The 19,737-nt window shown below is 43.9% G+C and carries 20 protein-coding genes and 1 pseudogene; 12 read left to right on the plus strand and 9 right to left on the minus strand.

Annotated features, from left to right (window positions below):
* The first annotated feature begins 304 nt into the window (after nt 1–304).
* From G500_RS0100905 to G500_RS0100925, 4 genes are all read left to right on the plus strand, one after another.
* Entirely contained in the window at nt 305–1,057 is a 753-nt protein-coding gene (locus G500_RS0100905; protein WP_027001227.1) for a ParA family protein, read from the plus strand.
* 193 nt (nt 1,058–1,250) lie between these two features.
* The gene (locus tag G500_RS21850) at nt 1,251–2,588 is read left to right on the plus strand and encodes an adenylosuccinate synthetase (RefSeq protein ID WP_035755902.1); all 1,338 of its coding nucleotides are present in this window, start codon (nt 1,251–1,253) and stop codon (nt 2,586–2,588) included.
* A 210-nt stretch (nt 2,589–2,798) separates the two neighbouring features.
* Entirely contained in the window at nt 2,799–3,356 is a 558-nt protein-coding gene (locus tag G500_RS0100920) for a SiaB family protein kinase (RefSeq protein ID WP_027001228.1), read from the plus strand.
* Nucleotides 3,357–3,390: 34 nt separating this feature from the next.
* On the plus strand, nt 3,391–3,786 hold the full coding sequence (locus tag G500_RS0100925; RefSeq protein WP_027001229.1) for a DUF1987 domain-containing protein: 396 nt from the start codon (nt 3,391–3,393) through the stop codon (nt 3,784–3,786).
* A gap of 89 nt (nt 3,787–3,875) precedes the next feature.
* On the opposite strand, the gene lolB1 is transcribed toward G500_RS0100925, so the two are convergent.
* Nucleotides 3,876–4,673, minus strand: a complete 798-nt coding sequence (gene lolB1, locus G500_RS0100930; protein WP_027001230.1) for a lipoprotein insertase outer membrane protein LolB1 — start codon at nt 4,671–4,673, stop codon at nt 3,876–3,878.
* A 119-nt stretch (nt 4,674–4,792) separates the two neighbouring features.
* Between lolB1 and G500_RS0100940 the strand changes: the two genes are divergently transcribed.
* Nucleotides 4,793–5,797 (plus strand): hypothetical protein, encoded by a 1,005-nt coding sequence (locus G500_RS0100940; protein ID WP_027001231.1) that lies wholly within the window; start codon nt 4,793–4,795, stop codon nt 5,795–5,797.
* 120 nt (nt 5,798–5,917) lie between these two features.
* On the opposite strand, the gene G500_RS0100945 is transcribed toward G500_RS0100940, so the two are convergent.
* The 3 genes and pseudogenes from G500_RS0100945 to G500_RS0100955 all read right to left on the minus strand — a co-directional run bounded on the left by G500_RS0100945 (nt 5,918) and on the right by G500_RS0100955 (nt 8,690).
* Complete coding sequence (locus tag G500_RS0100945; RefSeq protein ID WP_245574448.1) at nt 5,918–6,364, minus strand: DUF6691 family protein; 447 nt, start codon at nt 6,362–6,364, stop codon at nt 5,918–5,920.
* A 157-nt stretch (nt 6,365–6,521) separates the two neighbouring features.
* Nucleotides 6,522–7,100, minus strand: a pseudogene (locus G500_RS0100950) (YeeE/YedE family protein); the annotation flags it as partial.
* A 177-nt stretch (nt 7,101–7,277) separates the two neighbouring features.
* Entirely contained in the window at nt 7,278–8,690 is a 1,413-nt protein-coding gene (locus G500_RS0100955; RefSeq protein ID WP_027001234.1) for an MBL fold metallo-hydrolase, read from the minus strand.
* Between the two features lie 293 nt (nt 8,691–8,983).
* Between G500_RS0100955 and G500_RS25585 the strand changes: the two genes are divergently transcribed.
* Complete coding sequence (locus G500_RS25585; RefSeq protein WP_154656963.1) at nt 8,984–9,130, plus strand: hypothetical protein; 147 nt, start codon at nt 8,984–8,986, stop codon at nt 9,128–9,130.
* Nucleotides 9,131–9,143: 13 nt separating this feature from the next.
* On the opposite strand, the gene G500_RS0100965 is transcribed toward G500_RS25585, so the two are convergent.
* The 4 genes from G500_RS0100965 to G500_RS0100985 all read right to left on the minus strand — a co-directional run bounded on the left by G500_RS0100965 (nt 9,144) and on the right by G500_RS0100985 (nt 13,353).
* Nucleotides 9,144–9,788: an ABC transporter ATP-binding protein gene (locus tag G500_RS0100965; RefSeq protein ID WP_027001235.1), complete on the minus strand. Its 645-nt coding sequence runs from the start codon at nt 9,786–9,788 to the stop codon at nt 9,144–9,146.
* A gap of 182 nt (nt 9,789–9,970) precedes the next feature.
* Nucleotides 9,971–11,074: a Fic family protein gene (locus tag G500_RS0100970; protein WP_027001236.1), complete on the minus strand. Its 1,104-nt coding sequence runs from the start codon at nt 11,072–11,074 to the stop codon at nt 9,971–9,973.
* A 102-nt stretch (nt 11,075–11,176) separates the two neighbouring features.
* Nucleotides 11,177–12,424, minus strand: a complete 1,248-nt coding sequence (locus G500_RS0100980; RefSeq protein WP_027001237.1) for an ABC transporter permease — start codon at nt 12,422–12,424, stop codon at nt 11,177–11,179.
* Nucleotides 12,421–13,353: an ABC transporter ATP-binding protein gene (locus tag G500_RS0100985; RefSeq protein ID WP_027001238.1), complete on the minus strand. Its 933-nt coding sequence runs from the start codon at nt 13,351–13,353 to the stop codon at nt 12,421–12,423. The genes G500_RS0100980 and G500_RS0100985 overlap by 4 nt, the downstream gene beginning before the upstream one ends.
* A 124-nt stretch (nt 13,354–13,477) precedes the next feature.
* On the opposite strand from G500_RS0100985, the gene G500_RS0100990 reads away from it, so the two are divergent.
* The 3 genes from G500_RS0100990 to G500_RS21855 all read left to right on the plus strand — a co-directional run bounded on the left by G500_RS0100990 (nt 13,478) and on the right by G500_RS21855 (nt 15,584).
* Nucleotides 13,478–14,659 (plus strand): OmpA family protein, encoded by a 1,182-nt coding sequence (locus G500_RS0100990; RefSeq protein WP_027001239.1) that lies wholly within the window; start codon nt 13,478–13,480, stop codon nt 14,657–14,659.
* 240 nt (nt 14,660–14,899) lie between these two features.
* On the plus strand, nt 14,900–15,220 hold the full coding sequence (locus tag G500_RS0101000) for a hypothetical protein (RefSeq protein WP_245574447.1): 321 nt from the start codon (nt 14,900–14,902) through the stop codon (nt 15,218–15,220).
* On the plus strand, nt 15,171–15,584 hold the full coding sequence (locus G500_RS21855; RefSeq protein WP_027001240.1) for a DUF983 domain-containing protein: 414 nt from the start codon (nt 15,171–15,173) through the stop codon (nt 15,582–15,584). Before G500_RS0101000 ends, G500_RS21855 begins: the two co-directional genes overlap by 50 nt.
* A 66-nt stretch (nt 15,585–15,650) precedes the next feature.
* Here G500_RS21855 and G500_RS0101010 read toward each other — a convergent pair whose 3' ends face one another.
* Nucleotides 15,651–16,310 (minus strand): hypothetical protein, encoded by a 660-nt coding sequence (locus G500_RS0101010; RefSeq protein WP_154656964.1) that lies wholly within the window; start codon nt 16,308–16,310, stop codon nt 15,651–15,653.
* Between the two features lie 358 nt (nt 16,311–16,668).
* On the opposite strand from G500_RS0101010, the gene G500_RS0101015 reads away from it, so the two are divergent.
* The 3 genes from G500_RS0101015 to G500_RS0101025 all read left to right on the plus strand — a co-directional run bounded on the left by G500_RS0101015 (nt 16,669) and on the right by G500_RS0101025 (nt 19,700).
* Complete coding sequence (locus G500_RS0101015) at nt 16,669–17,457, plus strand: RNA ligase family protein (protein ID WP_027001242.1); 789 nt, start codon at nt 16,669–16,671, stop codon at nt 17,455–17,457.
* Between the two features lie 49 nt (nt 17,458–17,506).
* Nucleotides 17,507–18,514, plus strand: a complete 1,008-nt coding sequence (locus tag G500_RS21860) for an RNA ligase family protein (RefSeq protein ID WP_051203196.1) — start codon at nt 17,507–17,509, stop codon at nt 18,512–18,514.
* A 64-nt stretch (nt 18,515–18,578) separates the two neighbouring features.
* On the plus strand, nt 18,579–19,700 hold the full coding sequence (locus G500_RS0101025) for an AAA family ATPase (RefSeq protein WP_051203197.1): 1,122 nt from the start codon (nt 18,579–18,581) through the stop codon (nt 19,698–19,700).
* Nucleotides 19,701–19,737 lie beyond the last annotated feature (37 nt).

The raw sequence follows: 19,737 nt of genomic DNA on the forward strand, positions 1-19,737 counted from the left end.
GGTTTCTGCTTTTATTAGCTACAAAAAATCCAAACCTATCTCTATTTAGCAATTTTGAGCCAAAAAAGCCTACACCTTCGCGCCTTAGAGCAGGAAAAAAGAAGCCATTGAGGGTAGAAAAAAGGAAAAGATAGCGTTTTAGTTGTACTTTCCCCTCAAAACTACAAATAAGAAAGGCAAGCTCAAAAAAATTGCCTAATTTTGGTTTTCGCTTGCGTTTGCTATCACTTTGCGCCCCTATGCAGGCAGTCCTTAGAAAAGGAAGTGTTTTTATTTCGTTTTATGCGTTTTTTATTTCTTTCTTATGCGAAAAATCATAGCCTTAGTCAATCATAAAGGCGGAGTAGGCAAATCTACCAGTGCGCACAACTTGGGAAAGGCGTTGGTCTTACAAGGCTTGCGCGTCTTGCTTATCGATAACGACCCCCAAGCGAATCTGACCACCGCCACAGGCATCGAGGCAGATAGGGGCAGCATCTATCATGCCCTCTGCGAAGACCAACCGCTGCCGCTTTACCCCATTTCGGAAGGTTTCCACCTTGTCCCTTCTGAACTCGAATATACCAAAGCCGAATATAAATTACAGACCGATATTAAGGGCTATTTCAAGATGAAACGCGCCCTTCAAAGCCTAACCGCCTACGATTATATCCTGATAGACTGCCCCCCTTCGTTGGGTATCCTGACCCTCAACGCGCTCATTGCGGCAGATAGCGTGATGATTATTGCGCAAAGTTCTTATCTTTCTGCCAAAGGGTTGCAGACGATTCTCGATGTGGTAGAGGACATCAAGGAAGAACTCAATCCGCAGCTAAAAGTAGAAGGCTTTTTGCTCACCCAACTCAATAATACGGTTATTAGGAAGCAGATGGGCGAAACTATCAAATCGCTCTATGAAGCCAAAGTCTTCGAAACGGTCATTCGCCAAAATGTAGCCTTAGAGGAAGCCTCCGCACATGGAAAGGATATTTTTGACTACGCACCCGATTCTTATGGTGCAAAAGATTATATGCTATTAGCCGAAGAACTTTTGGGCGCAAGGGGTTTGAACAACTAAAAAGCCGCCACCTTGTTTCTGCCTGACTTGTTTCTGCCAGATAGGATTGAGGAAAGGGCGCGTTCAAAAGCGTGTCTGCCCCAAAAAAGCCTTGTGTGCATACGCTTTGCACTCCTTTCCTAATTTTACCCCGACTTTGCACGTCGCTTTTTGTCCTCTTTTTAATTTTTGCACCTGTTTTTAATTTTTGCACATGAGCCAAGAAGATATTTTTAAGCGTCATATCTTTCTCGTCATTGGTTTGGGATTCGGCGACGAAGGCAAGGGCAAAACCGTTGATGGAGTAGCCTACGGCTGCACCACTTTTGGGATACCCTACCAAGACCAAGTGGTGATACGCTTCAATGGTGGGCAGCAGGCAGGGCATACCGTTGTCTTAGAAGATGGCAAACGGCATGTATTTTCACAATTTGGAGCCGCTACCCTGCGCGGTGTGCCTACTTATTGGAGCAAATATTGTAGCATCTTTCCCAATTCTTTTCTAAATGAGTACAATGCCCTGCGACATTTGGGCGTTGCGCCGCGCATTTTTTGGGACAGACGCTGCCCCATTACGACGCATTACGACCAACTTTACAACCGTCTGATAGAAACCAGACGCGGCAGGAATCGACATGGCAGTTGTGGCTTAGGCTTCGGCGCGACAATGGAGCGGCACGAAACTTCGCCTTATTTGCTCTTTGCGCAAGATTTAGAAACGCCTATTTTTTTGGCACACAAACTCAAAACTTTGCGCCATTATTATAGTGAAAAATTGCGCCGCCTTTCCGACCCTGACCTTTCAAATTTGGCGGCAGAATTTGAAAACTACAATCACCAAGCCGCTGATGCGCATTTTTTAGAACAAGTGGCGCATATTCAAAGGCTTGTCAAAGAAGGGGTAGTCGGTTTTATAGACGAAGCCTCTTTTGTACAAAAACCTTTCGAGGCTTGGATTTTTGAAGGCGCACAAGGGGTGCTTTTGGATAGAGAGTACGGGCTTTTTCCACACGTAACGCGCAGCCACACGACAAGCCGCAATGTCTGTGCTTTGCTCGAAGAGTGGCTTAAACTTGCGCCTTTCAAAATAGAAACGTTGGGTTTTGAATACGTTACACGTGCCTACCAAACACGACATGGCGCGGGCTTGCTACCCTTTGAAGACCCCAACTTTGTAGAAAAGTATCAATTAGGGCAGGTAGAAAATGAAACCAATCAATTCAACGAATTTCAGGAGCATTTTCGGAAAGCTCCCCTTTCTTTGCAGACTTTGCGTTACGCACTGCGCTGTGAAAGTTCGGACAACCAACGCCTGATACGCCGCTGCACGCCCTATTTGAAGCCTGACTCTTTCATCTATTCTAACCTGATTCTCACCTGTTTAGACCAATTTCCCAACTTAGAAAGGCTACCGCTCCATACAGATACGGGGCTTGAATGGGTTTCTCTTGATAAGATGGAAGAGCTGCTTTTGGAACTATTCGAGGCAGAAGGCTACCAAAATTGTAAGATGCGAACTACTTTCAGCCCAGCTCATCAAGAGCCTGACTAAAACAGGAGATTGGCTAAAAAAAAGGCGATTTTCAAAACTAAGTGTAAGAGTTTTAGTTTTTTTTACACTTGGCTTTGTGCATTTACGATTATTTCGTAATTTAGGACGTTGAAACAAATTCTTCAAGCCTAAGATTTTGGAAAGCCTTAGCGTTTGGAAAACAAAAAATATTCTTATTTTTAGGACTTCATTTCACCAACGGCAAACGGTATGGACGAGAACTTCAAACTATATGGTCTGTACGACCAAATGCGCACTCATAAAGTCATCTTGGCATTTAAAGGCGTGGTTTCGCAAGACCTGCTTTCGCGCTTGGCAAGCAGCCTCAAACGAAGAACCGCCAAAGACGACCCTAATATCGGCAAAAAAGTGTTTGGTATCTTTATCGAGCTTTCGCAGAATGTGAGCCTCCACTCGGCGGAAAAGTCGTTTTCAAACCCCGAAGACAAATCTATCGGCGTAGGGCTAATTTTAGCCAGCGAAGCCGACGACCATTTTCTCGTTTCTTCTTGTAATGCCATCCCCAATGATGAAGTCGAGAATGTGCTACAAAGATGCAACCATATCAACTCCTTAGACGAGGAAGGACTCAAAGAGTATTACAAAGCGCAACGGCGCGAGCCGCAACGCGCCAATAAGCCGGGCGCAAATATCGGGCTGATTGATATGGTAAGACGCTCAAATAATCGCATTGTAGCCGATGTCAATCCACACCCAAGCGACACCACCCAATCGCTTATCACCATTTCTTTACGATTGAATAAGTAACATTTTTAACCACAGCATAAACCCTCTTTCTTCTATGGAGAATTACCAAATAGATGGCGAAAACTATATCCCTACCATCGACTTCAATGCCGAAACGGGCGTATTGGAAATTTCAGGCGAATCTTATCACGAATACACGATAGAATTTTTCCAACCTGCCTTCGAGTGGCTCGGAAAATACCTCGAAAAACCGGGACGTAGCATCACCTTCAACTTCCGCATGACGTATTTCAATACCTCCTCTTCACGCCGCTTTTTAGAGATTTTTGACATGCTCGAAGCCTACAAAAAAGAAAAAAACGGCGATATAACGGTAAATTGGTACTACCAAAAAGATGACGTAGATATGCTCGAAAGTGGCGAAGAATATGCCGAAGATGTGGAATTAGCCTTCAATCTTATTCCTGTGGAAGGCAGCGCGACAGCATAAAGAGGACAAACACAAAGCGGACAAAGCCGTCTAAAAAACCGTTGTATAGCCGATAGGATTCTATACAACGGTTTTTGGGGCTTCAAAATTTACTTTTTCTTTCCGTCGGTATAATTATCAGGAATTGAAAAGGGAAAACTTGGGGCTTGTGTGGGAAACTCTACTTTCTTGTGTTCAAGCGCAAGGGCGTTGGTCTGGCTTTCATTCTCTTTCTGGTATTGAATCTCTGCCTTACAACGGTGTGGGAAAAGATGCTTCCCTATGGCGAGGAAGTCGGCATAATCTACCTTCAAATTCGGCTTTTTATCGGGATTGGGGTTCTTCAAATCCTCAACCGAAATAGTGGTCAGTTTTTTATTTTTTCGGCTGACGGTGAAAAAACTCTGGTAATTGCCCTCCGTTTGGCTAATGACAAACGCCGTTTCTTGTTTTTCTACATTTGTGTTTTGGGTGCTATTTTGGGTAGGCAAATTCCCCAAAATAATCGCTTGTAGGCGTGCGAAGGTTAGCTCAAAGCCTGCCTGCTGACTCAATTCGGCAAAACTATAACGGTAGTATTTTTTATTGATTTTATCTAAAATAAAAATCGAATCGCGCCTTATCAAAACACGTGCGCCCTCGATGATGGCGATACGCGCGTTGAGCCAAATGAGGCTATCTTTTGCCAAGCGCATATCGAGTGTCGTGGTCATCTCCTTGTCTTTGAGTTGGAAAGTAGCCCTCCCTCTGGTAACGACAAAGGGAGCATCTATTTCTTCGATGCTAAACTTTTTTGCTAATTCCGAAGAGGCTGTGGGTGTTTTTTTACACGCCATTGGGACAAAAAAAAGAACCACTGCCACTGCCCAAAGGCAGAGAGGCGTACTTATTTGTGTTTTTGAAAACATAGAAAAAAACTTATGATGAAAGGATTTAATTTTTGAGAAACGCCCCTAAGCAGCGAAAAAAGACGTATCTTCGTCTTTGCAAAAATAGTCATATCTAAATACAAGCTGCCTTTTTTGCCATGAAAAAAGAGTTATTACTGCCCTTTTCGCTCACTTCTACTGCCACTATCAAGCCTGCAAAAAACGCGCTTTTTTGGCTTCAAATTGCGTTTTTGAGTTTTTTTATCAGCCTGCTTATCAGTCCGCTCTACCAAACGCAGGCACAAACGCTCACCACACGCAACTACTTTGCTGTCCCCTTAGACGACACAACGCGCACACGCGAAATTTTGGGACGCGCCAACTTTGCCGCCCACAACTCGCGCGGCTTTGGCTCTACCAACGACGCACAGGGCTGGAACGCCACTTTTTGTAGTTTCTTAGAATTTTTGCGTTTCAGAGAAGGCAAATCTGCCTTTGCCTTTATCGTCAGTAGCGAATTGAACGCCAACACCAAAAACGACATCTCCTTCAATCCGCGCGGCATTGTCTTGCAGGAAAGTTTTGCCTACTTTCACAAAACGCCACACCTAACTTGGGACATAGGTTTTACACACCGCTCACGCCATGAAATTGACAACGACACACCACCCGATTCAGACTTTCAAAATCCAGACTATCAGATTACTTCGCGCGTCGTGATTCTCAATGGCTTTCATGCAGGTTTTGTTACGCACCCAATTCGCTTAGGGGCAATAGTTGAAAGCCGCCTTTTTGGGCGTGCAGAATATTATTTGGTGCGCAGCGACGCAAGGCAGCCACGTATTACAGAGGCACAAAGTTGGAAAAATATGCGTGCCATGAGCCTGCTTGGTTTTCGTTCCGATTGGAAACCTGCCACTTGGATAGGCGTTTATACGCGAAATTGGGTGAGTCAAGCCTATTTCCAAACGCCTTTACAAGGCGACAAAACCCTCAAAATCAATGCACGTGCCGAAATGGGACTTAGCATTTTGGGTAAAAAGGGCAGATGCGATTTTTTTGCTGCCTACGAAAAATATTTCGACGACCTTTCCCTGCACGTTCCGCAGCGTTCAGAAGTGTTTTATTTGGGCTTTCGAGGTGCAGGTTGGCTGATTCTCTAAAAATAATTTGAGCAGTGGCATCATAAAAAAAATATCCAAGCAAAAAATTTGCTTGGATAGCGGCATAAAACTCTAAACGAGTGAATTTTCTAACCTTAAACTCAAAATTGAAACGCTAACCTAATGTGGTAGCCTATCGCGCAACAAGCCATAAAACCACGTGCCTGCAATCGCACTCAAAAGCGTAACCGCAATGACGGTAACGCCTGTGCCGATTTGCGCAAAAAGAGGACCCGGACAAGCTCCCGTCATAGCCCAACCCAAGCCAAAGATTAAGCCGCCAATGATTTGTCCTTTGTTGAATTTTTTAGGGTGAAATTCTATCTTTTCACCGTAGATAGTTTTGATGTTAAATTTTTTGATGAGAAAAATGGAGAGCATACCAATGGCAATCGCGCTGCCGATTACGCCGTACATGTGGAAAGATTGTAGGCGAAACATCTCTTGTATGCGAAACCAACTAATGATTTCCGCCTTTACAAAGACTGTCCCAAATAAAATTCCGACGACGAGGTATTTCAAATTGTGCCACCATTTATGCTCTAAACGGCTTTCATTGACGCACATGGCATCAGTTTCGCGCATCTTTAAGTCGTTCTCAAAAGTCGTTGTGTCGAGGTTTGAAGAATTTTGTTTCATGGGTCTTTTTTGATTTTTTGGGATTTTTTGGGGATTTTTGGATACTTTTTGGGTACTTTTTGTAGAATGAGAAAAAGCCTGCCTTTTAGAGCGAAAGGACAAAGGGTAGGATAAAATTTGCCATCACAAAACCCCCTATCATAAAACAGCAAGTCGCGATAATAGAAGGCACTTGCAAATTAGAGATGCCCATAATCGCATGTCCGCTGGTGCAGCCCCCTGCATAACGCGCCCCAAAACCTACCAAAAAGCCGCCCAATACCAACATAATCATACCCTTCGGCGTGGCAAGCATCTCCCAAGAAAAGAGTTCGGTGGGCAGCAAGCCGCTAAAATCGGTAATGCCATAGGTAGCCAATTCCTTTGCCAAATCCTGATGAATGACAATCGGTTCTGGATTTGAAAGAAAGGTCATCGAAAGAAAACCGCCTATCAAAATCCCGAAGACGAAAAATAAGTTCCAAGCCTCTTTCTTCCAATCGTATTGGAAAAACTTGATGCCCGCAGGAATACACGCAGCACAGGCATGGCGCAAAGAAGACGAAATGCCAAATGATTTATTACCCAAGATTAAGAGCGTAGGCACAGTCAGACCGATAAGCGGTCCTGCTACATACCATGCCCAAGGACTTTTGATGAGTTCTAACATAAATGAAAGTTTTTTTTTATGATAATTTGAACATAAATCATCGACGGGGTGTTGCCTTCGCCGAAGTTAGGATTGTGGAGGATTATCTTCGGCAAGGGGTGAAGCGATTAGTCCTCTGTCAATACCAATCGCCTCACTTAACTTTCCTACTTTGAAAAACCTCGCCGATAGCGAAAAGTCGCTAAACGTTTTTTAAAGGGTTTTGCTCTGACAAACGAAATTTGAGGTAGGCACTTTTTCTGTTTTTGCGATAGCATTAAAGCCACCTTCTACTTCTGTAAAATTGCGATAGCCACGCGCTTGCAGGATAGAAGCCGCAATCATGCTACGATAGCCACCTGCACAATGCAAATAGAAATGCTCTTTGGGATTGATGTGGCGCACCCAGTCGTTGATATAAGCCAAAGGATAGTTGTAGGCTTCTTCTATGTGTTGGGCAGCATATTCGCTTTCTTTGCGGACATCAATAATTTTATGCTCGCCTACTTTCACTTCGGCAGCAAACTTTTCAGCCGTAATGCGCTCTACGATATCCACTTCTTTTGCTGCGGCTCGCCAAGCGGCAAAACCGCCTTTGAGATGCCCCAAGATGTTATCAAAGCCCACGCGCGAAAGACGTGTAACGGCTTCTTCTTCACTGCCCTCATCGGTTATGAGTAGGATAGGCTGTTTTACGTCACCAATCATAGCACCTACCCAAGGCGCAAAATCGCCTTTCAGACCAATATTGACCGATTGTGGAACAAAGCCCTGATAAAATTCGCCACTCGCGCGTGTGTCTAAAATCAAAGCCTCTGTGCTTTCGGCTACGGTTTCAAACTCCTCTACACTAAGTCCGCGCAAGCCCTGATTCAAAACATTTTCAAAGCTATTGTAGCCTTTCTTGTTCATCGCAACGTTGGCAGGGAAGTAGGCAGGGGGGGGTAGCAGCCCATCTGTAACGGCTTTGATAAAGGCTTCTTTGTTGGGCTGATTGAGGGCGTAATTCATTTTTTTCTGATTGCCCAAAGTATCTACGGTTTCTTTCATCATATTTTTACCACAGGCACTACCTGCGCCATGAGCAGGATAGACAATGACCTCGTCTGCCAAAGGCATAATTTTAGTCATCAAACTATCATAGAGCAAACCTGCCAAGTCTTCTTGGGTCATGCTGGCGGCTTTTTGTGCCAAATCGGGTCTGCCTACATCACCTAAAAAGAGGGTATCTCCCGAAAAGATAGCATAGTCTTTTCCGTTTTCGTCTTTCAAAAGGTAGGTAGTACTTTCCATAGTATGTCCGGGCGTGTGCAAAGCCGTCAGGGTAACGGCACCAATTTGGAAGACTTGCCCATCTTCGGCGATAATTGCCTCAAATTCAGGGTTTGCCGTCTTTCCATAGACAATGGGCGCACCTGTTTTTTTGCTTAGGTCTAAATGTCCAGACACAAAATCAGCGTGAAAGTGCGTTTCAAAAATGTACTTAATCTTCACGCCATCTTTTTGAGCGCGTTGTAAGTAGGGTTCGATTTCGCGCAGGGGGTCGATGATAGCCGCCTCACCATTTGAAACGATATAGTAAGCACCTTGTGCCAAACAGCCTGTATAAATTTGCTCGACGTTCATTTTTTGTGTCGTTGTCATAATTTCGAGTTTGGGGTTTTATAGGAAACGAAGTAGAGATTTCGAAAGAGATGTAAAATCTATAACGGCAAAAGAGAAGTGCGTGTTATCCGATTTTACACTACAAAGTTAGAGCCTTCCCATAGAAAGATTAGGAACATTTGTTACACTGTGCCAAATTGTGGCTTATTTTTGTTTTTCTGACCCAAAGACTGCACCCTATTAATGTTAAGTTCTGTAAAAAGCCTTGTTTTATCAAATTTGACACGAGATAAAATTTGGACTGAACCCTATTTATGAAAATCCTTTTTTATTTCAATCACACTTCGGACAAGGCAATGCCTTGTCCCTACATTCGAGCCTATTTTTTAGAATTTAACATCACTGGACTGCACCCTGCGGATAACTTTGAAGCTGATAGATTTGAGGCTGATAACTTTTAGGGTTTCCTCAATCCTACTCTCCTAAAAAAAACTGTTGTTCAAATTTATCTTGAAGGCGTTGGTCGTGTGTGGCGATAAGCAAGGTAGTTTGAAAAAGTTGGCAGGTTTGGGCTAAAAGTTGCGCTACCTGCAAAGCACGTTTTGGGTCTAAATTAGAAGTAGGCTCGTCGGCTAAAAGCAAACTTGGGCGGCGGACAAGGGCTTGTGCAATGGCGGCGCGTTGGAGCTGCCCACCGCTTAATTCTTGGGGGTATTTTTTGTGCAAAGCCTCTATTTCAAGTTGTGCCAAAAGGGTAGAAATAGCCTCCTGCTGCACCTCTGCAAGGGCTAACTTTTGGGCTAAGGCAATATTTTCCCATAAGGTAAGGGCAGGTAGTAAATAGGGCTTTTGGAAAATAAAGCCTATTTTCTGTTTGCGAAATTGGTGCAAAGCCGCAGGGGAGCGCGTAGAAAGAGGGGCATCTTCAAACCATACCTCGCCACTTTGGATAGGAAGCAAACCGCCTACCAAATGCAGAAAGGTAGTCTTGCCGCTGCCAGAATTGCCTAAAAGCAGATAAGCCTGCCCCCTATCAAGGTTCAAGTCGGGAAAGGTAAGTACGCCTTCGGCAGGATATTGGTGTGAGAGTTGGTAGGTTTTGAGAAGGGGCGCAAGCATAAAGTTGAAAACAGATGATTGGGTAAAGATAAGAAATTGTTGGTATTTCCAGCATCTTTTTTTATTTTTGGGAAGGAATGACGCAATACATTCTATTTGGCAAAATCTTCGGGCTTTATGGCGCAGGAAGTTGAAAGGCGGCTGTCTGTGGGAGTGCTGTGCAAAAATATTGAAAAGGAAAATTATGCTTTAAAAGTCACTAATTCGTAATTGGCATTGCGCCCTTTCTCTGCTGTTTGTTGCAAAATACCCTTTTCGATGAGGTCTTTTATATCACGCAAAGCCGTATCAGTTGAGGTGTTTGTTATTCTTGCCCATTTTGAGGTTTTCAACTTGCCTTCGAGTCCGTCCAGAAGTTTGTTAAGCATCAGACGTTGCCGCTCATTGATAGAAACTTGCTCGTATGTTTTCCAAAATTCTACTTTATAGATTATTTTTTGTGTTGTACTTTCTGTATTTACAAGTGCATTTTTAAGACAATTTAAAAACCAGTGAAGCCACTTTGTAATATCACCTTTGCTGTATTGCACCTGCTGTAAGACTTCATAGTATTGCTTTCGCTCTATCAAAATTTGGCTCGACATGCTATAAAATCGCTCACCACTATTTTCCGCACGTGCCAACAATAGGTCTGTGATAGCGCGTGCCATTCTACCATTTCCATCATCAAAAGGGTGAATGATGATAAACCAAAAATGGGCAATGGCAGCCTTCAATATAAGGTCAAGTTCATTTTCATGGTTGAGCCATTGCAAAAACTTATCCATTTCAGGCTTTACTAATTCAGGCTTTATCGCTTGATAATGTACTTTCTCCTTTCCCATTGCTCCCGATATAATTTGCATCTCGCCAGTACGGTATTGGGCTACCTCAATTGGGTAAAGCCCGCTGTATCCTGTTGGAAAAAGGGCAGCATGCCAACCGAAGAGGCGTTTTTCAGTCAGCGGCTGCGAATGGTTTTGCGTTGCGTCGAGCATCATTTCAACAACCCCCTCGACATGCCTACTGCTGGTAGGTAGCCCTGCTGTATTGATGCCCAACCGTTGTGCAATAGAGGAGCGAACTTGCTCGTAATTAAGTAATTCACCCTCTATTTCTGAAGACTTGACGACCTCTAAGGTTAGGGCAGTGAGAGTCGCTTCTCTTTTTGCCGAAAAACCAAGCAAGGTCATCTGCCCGATAATTTTTCCTTGTAGTAGGCGCACCTCGCCAAAAATGGCACTGATGACTTTGTCGTCCCAAACAAAGCGCGTCCAGTCTTGATATTCGTAGATGTATTTTGGCATAAAAACGGCTTTTTGCGGCAAATATAAGCCTTATTCGCCGCAAAAATGCGGCGAATACGACCTTTTTTCACCGCAAGTTCTAAAAAGGAACTAAAAATTTTACTATTCGTATCGCAAAGACTCAATAGGGTCTAAGCGCGAGGCTTTGTAGGCAGGGTAAAAACCCGACACAATCCCCACCACAATACAGACCACCACCGCAACCATCATCCAAAGCCAAGGAATGACAAAAGTCCCATTCCCTTCTCCAACCAAACGGGATACCAAATTCCCCACCGCAATTCCCAAGACCATGCCCACAACGCCTCCCATCTGACAAATGACAATCGCCTCTATCAAAAACTGTCTTCGAATATGGTAAGAAGCTGCCCCAATAGACTTTCTGATGCCAATTTCGCGTGTGCGTTCAGTTACCGAAACAAGCATAATGTTCATCAAACCGACCGAAGCCCCCAACAAAGTAATAAAGCCTATACCAAAGCCCCCAAATTTGAGCTTGCCCTCAATATCTTCCAAAGAAGAAGCCAAAGTTTCGCTCTTCGAAACTTGAAAGGAATTATCCATACCGATTTTATCGCCCCTGACCTGTCGCATTACGCCAATGGCTTCGTTCATGGCAGCATTTAGCATTGTGGGGTTCTGCACATAGCAGGTGATAGTATAAGAGAGCGTCTGTCCGCTTTGTGCCAAACTCTGCGCCGCTAATAGGGGCAGCAAAACCGTCCTATCGTCGCTTTTATCGCTGCTAATTCCGCCCTTCTGTTTGAGCACGCCAATAACTTTGTATTTGACTCCGCTAATGGTAATATCTTGCTGCAAAGGGTTTGCTTTATCGAAGAGCGCGTCTGCAATCTCCTGTCCGATAATAGCCACAGGCGCACCCATTTTGACTTCTACGGCAGAAAAGTTGTTTCCCTTTTCCAAATCCAACCCCTGAATGAGCAAGTAGTTTTCATCTGTCCCGATAACACTGTTGTTGGGATTTGTCTTTTTGGCTTCGCGCTTGACCTCTGTGGCGAAACTAATTTGCGAAAAAACCGTCAGGCGGTCGGCTTTCTGGAAACGCGCGATAAAATTTTTCACGTCTTTATAGTCCAATCCCTCTACGGCACGCTCTACTACTCCGCTTCGGCGCGAGCGGCGTTGGTTGTCTTTATCGCGCACATCAAAAGTATTTGCGCCCAAATCTGCCAAACCCGAAGTAATTTCTTGTTTGATGGCATCAATCGCCGTTAGGATTCCGATAAGGGCGGTAATTCCGATAGCAATCAGGGCTACCGTTAGGGCAGTGCGTAGTGTGTTGTCGCGTATGGCGCGTAAGGCTTCGCGCACGTTTTCGGCAAAGGTCATGGCGTTGGGAGGGGGGTTGAAGGCGATGTCGTGAGTTGTAGAAAAATGTCATTGATAGAGGGCAAAATCTCTTTAAAGCCCACCACAATCTGGTCTTGTAATAAGCCTTTGAGCAGGCGATTGCTTTCGGTAGGCATCGGATTGAGTAGGCGCACTTGGGTCTGATAATGCTCGCCATTGTGGGTAGAGGGCAACAAAATTTCGAAACCTTCGGGCAGCGTGCTGATGGGTTCTTGGGTTTCGATAAGAAAGGTATGGCTTTTAAATTCTGCCTTGATGTCCTTTTTTTTCCCTTCTAATACCTTTTGGGCGCGATTTATCAAGATTATGTATTCACAAAGTTCTTCTACGCTTTCCATGCGATGAGAAGAAAAAATGATGGTTGTCCCTTGCACTTGCAGGTTTAAAATTTCCTGCTGTATCAAATTGGCATTGATGGGGTCGAAACCCGAAAAGGGTTCGTCGAGGATAAGCAAAGGCGGCTGATGCAAGACAGTGGCGATAAATTGTACCTTTTGCTGCATACCCTTTGAAAGGTCGCCTACATTTTTTTTAAGCCAACTCTGCAACTGGAATTTTTCAACCCAATTATCTATCCTGCTTTGCGCCTCTTTTTTGGAAAGTCCGCGCAAACGCCCTAAATAAAGTAGCTGCTCACCGACACGCATTTTTTTGTATAAACCGCGCTCTTCGGGCAAATAGCCAATAGCGGCAGCATCGGCAGGTGCTAAAAGACGGTCTTGAAAAAAAATCTGCCCCGCGTCAGGAAGCAAGATTTGGGTGATGAGCCGAATGAGTGTCGTTTTTCCCGCGCCGTTGGGTCCGAGCAAGCCCACAATCGCGCCTTGTGGCACTTGTAAGCTCACGCCTTGCAAGGCGGTATGGTTGCGATAATGTTTCTCTATGTTCTCGATTCGAAGAATAGCCACTTTTTTAGGAAGTTTTAATATCTTTGCTTTTTAAGCCGTCCTACTTGATAGTCAAAGTTTTGGGTCTGGCTTTGCTCATAGGTCTTTTTTTAGGTCAAAAAATTACAACTTTGCTTCGGGTCTTATGCAAAAGAATTGGAAAACACGCTACTGCCAACTGGTAGGAGGGTTCTTTTTAGAGAAAATCCTCCCCGTTTGGGCTTTTTTAGGATTGTTTATGACTCCCCTTTGGGCGCAACAGCAAGAGCCACACGACGGGCGTTTTACGCTGGGCAGCAAAAGCCAAACCTTTCTCTTTGGCTATCCTTATCATTTTTCGAGTTCGCACTTTGTCATTGGCTCGAATGGGAAATATGCCTCCAACAATCCCGACTTAAAACAAGTCGTAGATTTAGAGGGCAATCCCCTTATTGCCGAACACCCTCATGCGCGTGGTTCGCAGGTAGGCTCTTTGCGCTATACCTTCGACAACCTACAAATTACACAAAGCCTGATTCCGACCAATGAAAAATTCGAGCCTATTGGCAAAGGCGAATATGGCTCTTTCTATGAAATTCGCTATGAAATTGAAAATCATTCCGACATAGAACGCGAAGTTTCCTTTTCTATGCTTTTAGATGTCATGCTTGGTGGCAATGATGGTGTAAAAATAGAAGCCGACGGCAGAGTTGTCAAAATGGACGAATGTTTTTTTGGCGAAAAAGTGCCACACCGCTTTATCTTTCAAGATGCCGACCTTCGCGCTCACCTTTTCACAAGGGTAGGGAAAGCCATTGCGCCCGATAAAATCTGTGCAGGGCAATGGGCTTATTTGGCGGGCGTGGTAGATTTCGAAACCCAAACCGTAGAGCAATACACCGACGATACCGCCCTGATGCTCACTTGGGACACAAAGACCCTTGCGCCAAAAGAAAAGCGCGTATGCAGTTTCTATTTTGGCAGCCTAAGCGAGCAGACAGAACTGCAATTTCAGTATCACAAGCCCTTGCGAAAAGAGCAAATTACCCTCTTTTTCGGAAGTGGCGAAAGCACCCTTTCAGAAACAGAAGAACAAAAATTACGCGAACTTATTGGCAGCAGACGCTACAAAGCCGTTTTAGTAGAAGGCTTTACCGATAGCGTAGGCGACCGAAAGCGCAACTTAGAACTCTCCAAAGACCGCATCGACAATGTGAGTTATCACCTACAAATGTGCGGCATCTCTTTTGAAAAAATCCTGCGCAAATCGCATGGGCAGTTCTTTGCCTTAGAAGGCAGTCAGGGTGCAGACCAAGATAGAAAAGTAGTCGTTACTTTTTGGAAGTAGGGCAAACACGACCAATATGCAAAACCTTTCACTAAAACGCGCCGTTTTCTATCTAATGCTATCTTAATGCTGACTAAGGTTTGAAAAGTGCTACAATCGCCTATTTTATTCCCATACTGCCTTCGCTTTTTTCTGAAAAGAAGCCCCAAAAAGTCGTACCTTTGCAGCGTCCTACATTCAAACCCTGTTCGCTGTTTTGCTTCTTTCGCCCTTGTTTCAAACTCTAAATTTGATGAATAGATGCAACGCCTTCGTCCCTTTGCTTATCGCTTTTTGCCCGCTCTTCGAGCGTTAGCCTGTAAAAGTGTTGCGACACTCTTCCTGTTTTTCGCCTTCCTACTGCTACAAACGACAAACTTAAAGGCACAATGCGCCATGTGTCGTGCCAGCGTAGAAAACAATATGAACAACGGCGACTCTCTTATCGGTTCGGGTCTGAATGCAGGAATCCTTTACCTTCTTATCATGCCTTATTTACTCATAGGCACTATCGCCTTCCTTTGGTATCGCCATGTCAGGAAACAACGCCAAAAAAACCTCGCCCTTAGTAGCCGCCCTTAAAATGCGCTGCCCTCGTTGCAGAGAGGGTCAAATGTATCCAGCGGCTTCTTATAGCCCTCAATTTGCCAAAATGCACAAAAATTGCCCCAAATGCGGCTTGAAATATGAGCGCGAAATGGGCTTTTTTTGGGGTGCTATGTATTTTAGTTATGCTATCGCTGTGGCAATTATCATCACTACTTGGGCAGCCATTACGCTTCTGGCGGGCAAACAGCCCTTGCCTATTTATTTTGGAAGCATCTTTACACTACTTTTTTTATCCATTCCCCTGATGTTTCGTTATTCGCGCGTCTTGATGCTCCATCTTTTCGGAAATGTAAAATACGACCCTACTGCCATAGAAAAAAATATCGTAGAGCCTTAAAAAAAAAACAGAACTAACGGTTCTTCGAAGACTGTTAGTTCTGTTAAAAACCTTTGCATTTTTTTTCTAAATAAAACGCAACTTTTTGATAATCTTAAAGTTAGTATAGTCCTTTAATTTTACCTGATATAATTCGCGCTCTTCGAAGAGTACCTCAATTTTTTTACCTTTCAGTTTTTTGTACTCTTCCTGTACTTGGCTTGCATTTTCAAAAAATTCGAGCCACAAAAGACGGTGTGTGCGCCCCGAACCTTCTTCCTTTACCACCAAAGTAACAAATTCGCCTTCGTCTATGCTTTGTATCGTGCCGCGCAAAGATTTGGAAGCGGAAATGCCAGCATCGCTTTGTCCGTCTTGCATTTCGTCCTGAAAAGCCATAAAGACCTGCGGACACTTCGTAACCATAAGCACCCCAATTTTTTCACCGAAAGATTCCATCGTCGCCTGCTTTTCTTCGCTATCTTCGGCACTTATCTTTTCAAGCATATCAGGACGCTGCCCGAGCGATTGTAAAATACAAAGTCCAAGTTGCATCTTGACCTTATCAGAATTTTCGGGTTTGAGTTCAATGCCGCTCGAAGTCATACAATCACAAACCTCTTGGGCTATTTTATCCTTTTCCTCCTTAGTGCCAAAATCGTCCTCTTGGGCAAAAGCGGCAGACGAAAAAAGAAGGGCAAACGCCAAGAAAAAAAGGCGCGACAAAGAAAAAAGCGTTGTTTTCATACAAAAGAAAGATAGATATAATAGATGATTTTCCTCAAAATTAGCAAAAAAAACAATTAGGACAAAATTATTACGCTGCCTTTTTGAGCCTCTTTTGTAGGAAACGGAACTTTTTAAATCCAACTTTTTTTATAGACACGTACCAAATTCCCCTCTTGTTTTTCAAACTGCCCTAAACCGCAGGAATGTTAAGTTCTGAAAAAAGTCTTGTTTTTTCGAATTAGAAACGACATAAAATTTGGACTTAAACCCTAAGGGTCTTCAAGACCCTTAGGGTTTGGGGCATAGGACAAGGCAGTGCCTCGTCCCTACATTTGCATCTGATTTTTAGAATTGAACATCACTGCCCTAAACCGTCATGATAACGATACAAAAATATCCGCGCACGCCGCACCTTGCAGGCTCGAAGCTGCAAAAAGGCGACGAAGACCTTTCACAAGCTCCCTTTGAAGCCCTTAAAGGCAAGTTTTTGGTGGTAGAAGAAAAAGTAGATGGTGCAAATGCAGGCATCAGTTTTGACCAAGAAGGCAAAATTTGGCTGCAAAGCCGAGGGCATTACCTCACAGGCGGCTATCGCGAACGCCATTTTGACCTTTTCAAAACATGGGCAAATGTCTTTGCACAGCCTCTTTGGGAAGTTTTGCAAAATCGATATATCCTCTATGGCGAATGGCTTTACGCCAAACACACGATTTTTTATACCGACCTGCCACACTATTTTTTAGAATTTGATATATACGATACGCAGCAGCATATTTTTCTAAGCACTGCCGCGCGAAAAAAACTACTTGCTCCCCTTACTTTTTTGCACTCTGTAAAGGTGTTACACCAAGGCATCTTCAACCATTCCGACGCACTAACGGCTTTTGTTGGAAAATCGCATTTCATTGCTGAAAACCACCTGCAAATTTTGGAAGAAGATTGTAAAGCCTTAGGGTTAAAAGCAGAACTTGTTTTGGCGCAAACCAATTCGAGTACCCAAATGGAAGGGCTTTATATCAAAGAAGAAAATGAAAAACAGGTGCTGGGAAGGTATAAATTTGTCCGCCCCGATTTTCTCAATACCATCTTAGACTCACAATCCCATTGGCAGAATCGCCCTATTGTACCCAACCGATTGCACAAAGGCGCGAACCTTTTTGGTTGAATCTATACAAAAACCCATTTTGAAACTTTGAAAAACAAAGCTATATCTAATGGAACCTACCTTCAAACCTTATGAAAAAATAGCCGAACAACCTGCCGAATATCCGCTCACAGAGGCGCATTATAGGCAAATGCAGAAAGCCACTTGGGTTGTAACCGAAAAAATACATGGCGCAAACCTCGCTGTAATAGTAGAAGAAAGCCGCCTTTTTTTTGCAAAAAGAAAAATGCTTCTCGAAAAAGATGATGATTTCTTTGGCTATTTCCCTTTGCTCGATTCAAAAAAAGCACAATTTCGCACTTTGTACCAACAGCTGAAAGCGGAATATCCGCAGCTCGATACGTTGCAAATCTATGGCGAACTTTTCGGAGGGAACTATCCGCACCCCGAAGTAACGCCAAATCAAGAGGTGCAGGCGGTACAGACAGGAGTCTATTATTCGCCCGATTTGCAGTTTTGTATTTTTGATATTTTGCTGCATTTTGAAAACAAACGCCCTTCGGAATATCTGCCCATCAAAACGCTGATAGAAAATTGTCGTCGTGTAGCCTTGCTCTGCACGCCAATCCTTTTCGAAGGCAAATATAAAGAGGCGTGGGAATATTCCCCTCTTTTTTCGAGCCACTATCCTGCCCTTTTCGGTTTGCCGCCACTTGCCATGCCCAACTATGCGGAAGGAATCGTTTTGAAACCTCAACACGATTTGAAGCTACCCAATCAAGCCGCTTTTCGTCCTATTTTCAAAAGAAAAATAGAAGCCTTTGCCGAATCTCGCTATCATCAGGCAGAAAAAGAGCCAACTTTCCAACCACACGACCCTACCCAAAAACTGCTTGCCCTGCTAACGCCTAATCGCCTGCAAAATGCAATTTCTAAAATTGGCAGAGTTCAGAAAAAAAATACAGCCCAAATTGAGCTACTCAAACGCTATCTTTGGGAAGATATAGAAGCCGAAAGGCAAAAATTCCCCAAAATGCCACTTGAAAAAAGAAAAACATTAGACCAAACCCTCACCGAAGCGATAGAAGATGCCATTGCGCATTTTCTAAAAGCATAACCACTCGCTCGATTTTGACCAAAAACTCATTTTGAAACTTTGAAAAACAAAGCATTAAAAACCTATGAAACCACATTTTTATCCTCCTGCAATACAGAGTTGGGGTGAAATTTTGACACATTTTTCCTTTTTGCAAGGCTTATCGCGCGTGCCACAAGAGCCAGAATACCACGCCGAAGGAGATGTTTGGACGCATACAAAAATGGTAGTGGAGGCACTTTGGAAAAAAGAACGCTACCAGCAGGCAGCGGCGCAAGAGCAGGCGGTTCTTTTCTATGCCGCACTTTTACACGATTTGGGCAAAGAAATTTGTACCCAACAAGATGCCGAAGGTCGCATTTCCTCACCTAAACATGCCCTCGTTGGCGAACACTTGGTACGGAGTTGGCTTTATACCGCGCCTGCACGTTTTGGGAGGCTTTCATTTTTCGAGCGCGAAAAGATTTGTAAATTGGTGCGTTATCATGGCTTGCCGCTTTGGATTTTGCAAAAAGAAAATCCTGAAAAAGCCCTTTTCGAAAGTAGCTTGCAGGTTTGTTTGCAAGACTTGGCTTTGATAGCAGAGGCAGATGTCTTGGGTAGGATTTGCGAATCGCAAGACGAGCTATTAGAACGAGTGGCTTTTTTTCGCCTTTTGGCAGAGGAAAAAAATTGCTACACAAGTCCGAAAAAATTTGCAGATGCACATACACGCTTTGTCTATTTCTACAAATATGGCGAAAGCCCTGCCGATTATCCGCTTTACGACGATACCGAATTTGAAGTAATCCTATTGTGCGGCTTGCCCGCTTCGGGAAAAGATACTTTTTACGAACAAAAACTTTCACACCTGCCAATGGTAAGCCTCGATGCAATTAGGTGGGAATTGAAAGTAAAGCCTACCGATAATCAGGGCATTATCATACAAGAAGGGCAGGAACGCGCTAAAAAATTTTTGAGAAAAAAGCAAAGTTTTGTATGGAATGCGACAAATTTGCAGCGCGATAGACGCAAAAAACTTATAGACCTTTTCTATACTTACAAAGCCGCCGTTAGGATTGTGTATGTAGAATCTCCGTATGAAAAACTTTTGCAGCAAAATCAGAACCGAAAACAAGTAGTTCCGCCTGCGGTTATTCGCCGCATGGCGGAGCGCATGGAACTGCCCACGCTTGCAGAAGCGCATCAGGTAGAATATGTAGTTTGAAAAAATTAGCCCCTGCCAAAAATTTGGCAAGGGCTAA

The organism is Hugenholtzia roseola DSM 9546, assembly GCF_000422585.1.
Taxonomy (GTDB): Bacteria; Bacteroidota; Bacteroidia; order Cytophagales; family Bernardetiaceae; genus Hugenholtzia; species Hugenholtzia roseola.

Bases quoted from the DNA above. Each gene is read 5' to 3' on its own strand.
- G500_RS0100980 (WP_027001237.1), bottom strand. From the start codon at position 12,424: ATGACCTTTGCCGAAAACGTGCGCGAAGCCTTACGCGCCATACGCGAC.
- G500_RS0100940 (WP_027001231.1), top strand. From the start codon at position 4,793: ATGAAAAAAGAGTTATTACTGCCCTTTTCGCTCACTTCTACTGCCACT.
- G500_RS0100955 (WP_027001234.1), bottom strand. From the start codon at position 8,690: ATGAACGTCGAGCAAATTTATACAGGCTGTTTGGCACAAGGTGCTTAC.
- G500_RS21850 (WP_035755902.1), top strand. From the start codon at position 1,251: ATGAGCCAAGAAGATATTTTTAAGCGTCATATCTTTCTCGTCATTGGT.
- G500_RS21855 (WP_027001240.1), top strand. From the start codon at position 15,171: ATGTCAGGAAACAACGCCAAAAAAACCTCGCCCTTAGTAGCCGCCCTT.
- G500_RS0101015 (WP_027001242.1), top strand. From the start codon at position 16,669: ATGATAACGATACAAAAATATCCGCGCACGCCGCACCTTGCAGGCTCG.
- G500_RS0100905 (WP_027001227.1), top strand. From the start codon at position 305: ATGCGAAAAATCATAGCCTTAGTCAATCATAAAGGCGGAGTAGGCAAA.
- lolB1 (WP_027001230.1), bottom strand. From the start codon at position 4,673: ATGTTTTCAAAAACACAAATAAGTACGCCTCTCTGCCTTTGGGCAGTG.
- G500_RS21860 (WP_051203196.1), top strand. From the start codon at position 17,507: ATGGAACCTACCTTCAAACCTTATGAAAAAATAGCCGAACAACCTGCC.
- G500_RS0100970 (WP_027001236.1), bottom strand. From the start codon at position 11,074: ATGCCAAAATACATCTACGAATATCAAGACTGGACGCGCTTTGTTTGG.
- G500_RS25585 (WP_154656963.1), top strand. From the start codon at position 8,984: ATGAAAATCCTTTTTTATTTCAATCACACTTCGGACAAGGCAATGCCT.
- G500_RS0100990 (WP_027001239.1), top strand. From the start codon at position 13,478: ATGCAAAAGAATTGGAAAACACGCTACTGCCAACTGGTAGGAGGGTTC.
- G500_RS0101000 (WP_245574447.1), top strand. From the start codon at position 14,900: ATGCAACGCCTTCGTCCCTTTGCTTATCGCTTTTTGCCCGCTCTTCGA.
- G500_RS0101025 (WP_051203197.1), top strand. From the start codon at position 18,579: ATGAAACCACATTTTTATCCTCCTGCAATACAGAGTTGGGGTGAAATT.
- G500_RS0100945 (WP_245574448.1), bottom strand. From the start codon at position 6,364: ATGTGCGTCAATGAAAGCCGTTTAGAGCATAAATGGTGGCACAATTTG.
- G500_RS0100965 (WP_027001235.1), bottom strand. From the start codon at position 9,788: ATGCTTGCGCCCCTTCTCAAAACCTACCAACTCTCACACCAATATCCT.
- G500_RS0100920 (WP_027001228.1), top strand. From the start codon at position 2,799: ATGGACGAGAACTTCAAACTATATGGTCTGTACGACCAAATGCGCACT.
- G500_RS0101010 (WP_154656964.1), bottom strand. From the start codon at position 16,310: ATGAAAACAACGCTTTTTTCTTTGTCGCGCCTTTTTTTCTTGGCGTTT.
- G500_RS0100925 (WP_027001229.1), top strand. From the start codon at position 3,391: ATGGAGAATTACCAAATAGATGGCGAAAACTATATCCCTACCATCGAC.